This is a genomic window from Candidatus Contendobacter odensis Run_B_J11 (genome assembly GCF_000531125.1).
Taxonomy (GTDB): Bacteria; Pseudomonadota; Gammaproteobacteria; order Competibacterales; family Competibacteraceae; genus Contendibacter; species Contendibacter odensensis.
Window position 1 is genome coordinate 1 of sequence record NZ_CBTK010000178.1, and the last position, 6,989, is coordinate 6,989.

Below are 6,989 nucleotides of genomic sequence, written 5' to 3' on the forward strand. Positions count from 1 at the left end.
TCCTGCTCGGACGGCAACAGCGCCCCTTCCATTCGCTCGCGCTGTAACCGCAGCATGACCACTACATCCACCTCCCGCAGCCCCGCTTTCAAGTCGTGGAATACCCGCACTCCCAGCGTTTCGACCTGAGCCGGCAACAGGGTGCGCGGGGCGATCACCCGAATGTCGGCAGTACCGAGAATGTTGAGGGCGTGAATCAGCGACCGGGCCACCCGCGAATGCAGAATATCGCCGACGATAGCCACTTGCAGATGAGGGAAATCCGGCTTGTGGCGGCGGATGGTAAACACATCCAGCATGGCCTGGGTGGGATGGGCGTGGCGACCGTCACCGGCATTGAGTACGGCAATGTGGGGTTTGACGTGGCGGGCGATAAATTCTGCTGCGCCACTCTGTTGATGGCGCACCACGAACATATCGCATTGCATCGCCTCGATATTCTGCAAAGTGTCCAGCAGGCTTTCCCCCTTAACCGCCGACGAGGCGGCGATATTAAGGGTGAGTACATCAGCGGACAGCCGTTTGGCCGCCAGTTCAAAGGTAGTGCGGGTGCGGGTGCTGGCCTCGAAAAACAGATTGACCACAGTTTTTCCATGCAGAGTCGGCAGTTTTTTCACTCGCCGCTCGGCGACTCCACGCAGCGATTCAGCGGTGTCGAGGATTTCGGTCAGATGGCGGCGACTCAGCCCTTCCACGGTCAGGAAGTGCAACAACCGGCCCTGGCGATCCAGTTGAATATTGGCGGTACTCATGATGTCGTTTGAATCCGCAGTTGCAGAGGATCGGGGCCGGTGAGTTGAATTTGCTGACTGGCGGGTAATTCCAGCCGGGAGCCGGCGACATGCGCTTCAATCGGCAGTTCCCGTCCGCCGCGATCCACCAGCACCGCCAGCAAGATCGAAGCCGGTCGGCCATAATCGAACAATTCGTTCAAGGCCGCACGGATGGTGCGTCCGGTGTGCAGCACATCGTCAACCAGTACCAAATGGCGTCCATCTACATCGAACGGCAGTTCCGAAGGACGAACTCGTGGATTGATGCCGATCCGGCTGAAGTCATCGCGGTAGAACGCAATGTCCAGTTGGCCGAGTGGCGTGGTAACGCCGAGTTGCTGGCGCAGTCGTTCGGCGATCCAGACCCCACCGGTGTGAATACCCACCAGCGCCGGTTCAGCGATACCGCGCCGGGCCAGCAGCTCGCGCAATTGTACCGCCAGCGCTTCAATCAGGAACTCGGTGTCGCGCACGGGTTCAGGCTCCGTTGTTGGTTGAACCAGCTTTCCAGAATCACCGCCGCAGCCTGGGCGTCCAGTACCGGATCGGGATCGCGGTGCCGGCCAGCGGGTGCCGTCTCGAAGTAGCGTTGCTCGGCTTCCCAGGAAGACAGCCGCTCGTCAATAGTGGCCACCGGCAAATGAAATCGCCCGTGCAACTGCCGGCTGAAGCGCAGCGCGGCTTCGGTCATCGCATTAGCGCTGTCGTCGGCGTGGCGCGGCACTCCAATTACCAGCATATCGGGCTGCCATTCCGCGATCAGCCGGCCAATAGTCTCCCAGTCGGGACGGTGCTGGCGGGTTGGCAGGGTGCGCAGGGGACGGGCTGAACCGGTCACCGCTTCGCCGACCGCGATGCCGATGCGGGCGCGACCAAAATCAAAACCCAGCGCGATCCGGCAGGATGGAGATGCAGTCATTCAGGCCGTTCTACGATCAGGCGTGGCCGGCATCAGCGGACAGCAGATTCAGGTCAATCCCCAGCAGAGCGGCGGCGGCCAGCCAGCGCCGGTCGCTCCGGGTATGAAACAGGATGGTGGGATCGGCAGGGCTGGACAACCAGGTATTCTCTGCCAGTTCCCGCTCCAGTTGCCCCGGCCCCCAGCCGGCGTAGCCGAGCGTGACCAGCAGCTGTTGCGGGCCTTTGCCGTGCGCGACCGCGTGCAGGATGTCGCGGGAGGTGGTAATGCCGAGATGATCGGTGATGCGCAAGGTTGCCTCCCAGTGACCGACTGGGCTGTGCAGCACAAAACCCTGTTCCGGCTGAACCGGGCCGCCGTGGTAGATCGGCAGTGCCGCAAGTTCGCTCTGGTCGGTGGTGATTTGCAGATGATCCAGCAATTGACCGAGGGTGAGGCTAAGCGGCCGGTTGATGACCAGCCCCAGCGCGCCACTGGCATTGTGTTCGCTGATGTAGGTCACGGTCTGAAAAAAGTTCGGATCCGCCAGCATCGGCATGGCGATCAGGAACTGGTTGTTGAGATAGGTCGGATCGGTCATGGCTATAGTATCGGAATTCGCTCCAGCCTTGACAAGCCGCCGAAGCAGGCGCGCCTATGAGTGATTCGGTAGCGAAAGTTAGATCGATGAACCATTGGCTCCCAGCAGCGCCCGTTCCTCGGCCAGCGCGGCCCGTTCCTCAGCCAGCACCGCCTGTTCCCGCTGCTGCAAGGTCCACATCTGGGCATACAGCCCATCTTGTTGCAGCAGTTCCCAGTGGGTGCCTTGTTCCCGCACTCGACCGTGATCCAGCACCAGAATCTGATCGGCGTCCACAATGGTAGACAGGCGGTGGGCGATCACCAGAGTGGTGTGATCGGTGGCTACGGTGCGCAAGGCGTGCAAAATCGCCTGCTCGGATTGGCTGTCAAGCGCCGAGGTGGCCTCGTCGAAAATCAGGATGCGCGGGCGCTTGAGAATGGCGCGGGCGATGGCGACTCGCTGCTTCTCGCCGCCGGATAGTTTCAAACCCCGCTCGCCGACCATCGTGTCGTAACCCTCTGGTAGCGCGGCGATAAACTCGTGCAACTGTGCCATGCGGGCGGCGGCGGCGATCTCTTCGCGACTGGCCTCGATCCGGGCATAGGCCAGGTTGTAATACAGCGTGTCATTGAACAGCACCGTATCCTGCGGGACGATGCCGATGGCGGCGCGCAGGCTGTGCTGGCTCACGCTGCGAAGATCCTGACCGTCAATCGAGATCCGCCCGCCGTTCACGTCGTAGAAGCGGAACAGCAGCCGCGCCAAGGTGGATTTTCCGGCTCCGCTGGCGCCAACGACAGCCAGCTTTCGCCCCAGCGGCACGGTGAAACTCACATTGAACAGGATTTGCCGGTCGGGCTGATAGCTGAAATTGACATTCTCAAAGCGCAGTTCGCCGGTTGTCACCTGCAACTGAGTCGCGTCCAGCGCATCGCGGATTTCCGGGGTTTGCTCGAACAAGCGCACCAGATCGTCCATATCCACCAGCGCGTATTTGATCTGCCGATAGACAATGCCGAGAAAATTCAATGGGATGAACAGTTGCAGCAGCAGCGCGTTGACCAGCACCAGATCGCCCAGCGTCAACGAACCAGCGGCCACCTGACCGGCGGCGGCAACCATGATCAAGGTCGCACCGACCGCAATGATCGCGCCTTGGCCGAAGTTGAGTGCCGACATCGAGGTTTGGCTCAGCACCGCGCTGTTTTCCCAGGCGGCCAGGGTGGTGTCGCAGCGCCGCTGTTCCCAATCCTCGTTGCCGAAATACTTGACCGTCTCGTAGTTGATCAAGCTGTCGAGCGCTTCATTGCCGGCCTGCGATTCCAGCCGGTTCATCAACTGGCGATGTTCCATCCGCCAATTCGTAATCGCCAGCGTGAACGCGATATAAGCGGCGGCACTGCCGAACACAATCAAGGTGAAAATGGGTGGATAGCGGTTGAGCAGCACCGCCGCCGCCAGCAGGAATTCCACCGCTACCGGCAGAATGCTGAATGCCAGATAGTTCAACAGGGTACTCAGGCTGCGTGACCCCCGCTCCAGATCGCGACTGATTGCGCCGGTTTTGCGCTCCAGATGGAAGCGCAGCGACAAGTCGTGCAGGTGGGCCAGGGTGCGCAAGGTCAGTCGGCGCATCGCACGGTAACGAACCCGCACGAACAGCACATCGCGCAATTCGCTGAACAGGGCATTGCCCAATTTCAGCGCGCCATACGTCAGCAGGAGCAGAACCGGCAACGCAACGGCTGCTTGCTGGTTGGTATCCAGGTGATCCACGATCTGTTTAAGCACCAAAGGGACGCCAATATTGGCGATCTTGGCCAGCACCAGACAGCCGAGTGCAAGCAAGACCCGACCGCGATATTCCCAGAGATAGGGCAGCAGGGCGCGCAGATTGGCCCGGTCACGGCGTTGCTGTTGAGGAGATTCGGCGTAGCGGAGATCGGGGCGCATGAGCGTAGGGTTCGCTTGAAAAACGAAAGGCCACCCCGGAGGATGGCCCTGATAACGTGATAATACGAAGGGACGACGGGCTATTTCGGCGCGTCGGCAGCGACCGGAGTGGCTTCGGTCTTGATGCCGGTTTCGCCCAGCATATAGACGATGGACTCCCGGATATTGGCTTCGGTCAATGCGGGATTGCCGCCCTTGGCGGGCATGGCACGGATGCCGGTGACCGCATGAGTGACCAAGGTATCCAGACCTTGGGCAACGCGAGGATCCCACTGATCCTTGGCTCCGACCTTGGGTGCGTTTAACACACCGACGGCATGGCAGGCTGCGCAAACCTTGTTATAAACCTCCTGCCCGGAAAGTTTGACCGCGATGGCCGGCTTGGGCTGTTCAAAAGAAACCCGCGCGACCGGCTTGATCCGTTCGACTACAGAGGCCTGCTTGCGCAAGCCATCATCGGGGGCGACGCTATTGACGACGCCCATCAGGGCGGCAACCATAAACAGCACGGTTGCCAGTAGCGCCAGTCCTGAGAGCAGGGCGACGGATGTGGTAACGACGGATTTATCGGTTTGCAGATTCACACTCTTACCTCACTGAACGCATTTTCAACCAGCGCACCCCCGATCCGTTGCGGCGAACCTGACCCGATCCTTCGCCCGTCCGCCGGGCGTGAGTCTTCGCTGTGGTGCTGCGGGTGGGAAGGTTTGGGTTTATTGGGGTTTGGTTTTTTATCTTGCTCTTGCGATTGGGGCACAACCCTACTGGCTAAATTATAGCGTTATTGAGGGTTACCTGAAAACCGCTATGCGGCCCAGGAACACCACCGGTGCATTCCGTGAGCGAGACCGGGCAGGAACTGGACGCGAGGCGATTGACCGGGTATCCTTAACGTCCTTTCTCCCAACGCGCCCGTAGCTCAGTTGGATAGAGTGTCGGCCTCCGAAGCCGAAGGTCGTGGGTTCGAGTCCCGCCGGGCGCGCCAAGTTTTTCAAGCAATTATCAGACGATCCCCGCAAGGTGTTCGCATTAAGCATTAAGACGATGCCGGGGATGTTTTTAATTCGCCAGCGCCTGTTGGTAGACCGCTACGGTTTCCTCAATGCAGCGTTCCCAGGAAAACCGATGGGCCTGCCGCAATCCCCGCTTGATCGCTAGAGATCGCTCATCGTCATCGGTCAGCAACCGTTCCAGACCAGCCGTCATAGCCTCCACATCCTCAGGATTCACCAGCCGCGCCGCGCCGCCGGCCACCTCGGGTAAAGATGATCGATCCGAGGTCAATACCGGGACGCCGCTGGCCATCGCTTCCAGCACCGGCAGGCCGAACCCTTCGTAGAGCGAGGGGTAGGCAAAAGCAAACGCTCCCGCGTAAAGCAGGGGTAAATCGGCTTGGGGAACATAGCCCAGGCGGCGAACCTGGCCGATACGTTCCAGCGGTGCCAGATGTTGTTCCAATTCCTCGGTCAGCCAGCCGGGAGTACCGATCAACACCAGCGGCTTGGTATGGCGCAGGCTCGGCGGCAGACGGCTATGGGCTTGAGCCAAACGGGCCAGGTTCTTGCGTGGTTCCAGAGTAGCGACACTCAGCAGATAGCCCCCTGGTTCCAACCCGTAGCGGGCGATTACCGGGGCGGTTGCCAGCGCCGTTCGGGGATGAAAGGCTGCATCCATTCCATTATGGACGGTAACGATGCGGGCCAAGGGAACGCCAAGATGCTGGTGGATTTCCTGACGCACGAACTCGGAGACCGCGATCAGGCGGCTGGCCCGCTCCAGGGTGAGTGGCAGGTAGCGTTCGAGGTAGCGAATCCGTTCGCGGGGATGATGCTGCGGATAGTGCAGGTGAGAAAGGTCATGCAGGGTAGCCACCGACGGGCCGACCCAGGGGGGGAGGATGTAGTTGGGAGCGTGAACCAGAAGGTCGCGCAACGGGCGGGTTTGCCAGCGAAACAGATTTTGCTGAAGCCAGCCATAGGCCAGAGCAGCGGCCGGTTTGAACGGGATCCAGCGGCGAGCCATGGCGACGGGTCGGGTAGCGGCGCTGGCGGCTTCGGGATCAGACACCCAGCGCCAGCCGGCAAAGTAGCGCAGTTCACTAATCGCGGGGTGACCGCGCAGGCCACGAGCCAGTTGCAGGGTGTAATGACCGATGCCCGTGAGGGGTGGAGTGAGGGCATCTACATTCAGGATCAGCTTCATGACGAAATTATAGCTCTCATCAATGCGGTGGCACGGGCTTCCAGCCCATGAGCTGAACACGGGCTGGAAGCCCGTGCCACGTTTGAAGCGATGAAATCGCATCAAAGCAGCGGTGCTTGAATTCCCACCAGCGTGTTTAATTCGCCAGCCAGCCGACGCCCGTCATTGAATCGGAACGGTTGTGGAAACGCGACCGATTCGTTTCGCAGTCGTGTAATCAACGGATCGAGCAGACCGATACCGTGATGGTTCCGCGCAACCGGGATGAACTGGCACAGGGCCTCAGCATATTGATCGGGGGCGTGTTGCGCCTCCAACTGGCGCCGACCGTTATGGCCCAAGTGCGCAAAATGCGCCGGATTGGCCAGCAATTGCCGCACATGTTCCTGTATATCCGCTACCTCGTGTTCGGGGCGAACGAACGCCACCGTGGTTTCAGGCAAGGTGGCATACCAGCCGGTGCGGGTGACCAGACTGGGCAGGGCGTGGTCCCAAATCCGCAACTGGCTGCCCGACGCTTCGCCCATGCTGGGATAGCGGAGATTGATGGCTAAATCGGCGTGATCCAGCGCCCGATCCA

7 protein-coding genes, 1 tRNA gene and 1 pseudogene are annotated in these 6,989 nt (G+C 60.5%); 1 reads left to right on the forward strand and 8 read right to left on the reverse strand.

The window, feature by feature from the left end:
- The 6 genes from BN874_RS11460 to BN874_RS11485 form a co-directional block, all read right to left on the reverse strand.
- A partial coding sequence (locus BN874_RS11460; protein ID WP_034433392.1) for an aspartate carbamoyltransferase catalytic subunit occupies positions 1 to 752 on the reverse strand: 752 nt, incomplete at its 3' end.
- Positions 749 to 1,246 carry a bifunctional pyr operon transcriptional regulator/uracil phosphoribosyltransferase PyrR gene (gene pyrR, locus BN874_RS11465; protein WP_034433395.1) on the reverse strand — a complete coding sequence of 166 codons (498 nt, stop codon included), beginning with the start codon at positions 1,244 to 1,246 and terminating at the stop codon, positions 749 to 751. The genes BN874_RS11460 and pyrR, both read right to left, overlap by 4 nt.
- Positions 1,225 to 1,692, reverse strand: a complete 468-nt coding sequence (ruvX, locus tag BN874_RS11470; RefSeq protein WP_034433397.1) for a Holliday junction resolvase RuvX — start codon at positions 1,690 to 1,692, stop codon at positions 1,225 to 1,227. The genes pyrR and ruvX overlap by 22 nt, the downstream gene beginning before the upstream one ends.
- Before the next feature lie 16 nt (positions 1,693 to 1,708).
- Positions 1,709 to 2,272, reverse strand: a complete 564-nt coding sequence (locus BN874_RS11475; RefSeq protein ID WP_034433399.1) for a YqgE/AlgH family protein — start codon at positions 2,270 to 2,272, stop codon at positions 1,709 to 1,711.
- Between the two features lie 78 nt (positions 2,273 to 2,350).
- The gene (locus BN874_RS11480) at positions 2,351 to 4,207 is read right to left on the reverse strand and encodes an ABCB family ABC transporter ATP-binding protein/permease (RefSeq protein ID WP_051497747.1); all 1,857 of its coding nucleotides are present in this window, start codon (positions 4,205 to 4,207) and stop codon (positions 2,351 to 2,353) included.
- A gap of 80 nt (positions 4,208 to 4,287) precedes the next feature.
- On the reverse strand, positions 4,288 to 4,791 hold the full coding sequence (locus tag BN874_RS11485; protein ID WP_051497748.1) for a c-type cytochrome: 504 nt from the start codon (positions 4,789 to 4,791) through the stop codon (positions 4,288 to 4,290).
- Between the two features lie 324 nt (positions 4,792 to 5,115).
- Here BN874_RS11485 and BN874_RS11490 point away from each other — a divergent pair.
- Positions 5,116 to 5,192: transfer RNA gene (locus tag BN874_RS11490), tRNA-Arg, on the forward strand.
- 74 nt (positions 5,193 to 5,266) lie between these two features.
- Here BN874_RS11490 and BN874_RS11495 read toward each other — a convergent pair.
- On the reverse strand, positions 5,267 to 6,409 hold the full coding sequence (locus BN874_RS11495; RefSeq protein WP_034433407.1) for a glycosyltransferase family 4 protein: 1,143 nt from the start codon (positions 6,407 to 6,409) through the stop codon (positions 5,267 to 5,269).
- A gap of 101 nt (positions 6,410 to 6,510) precedes the next feature.
- Positions 6,511 to 6,989, reverse strand: a pseudogene (locus tag BN874_RS25110) (glycosyltransferase family protein); the annotation flags it as partial.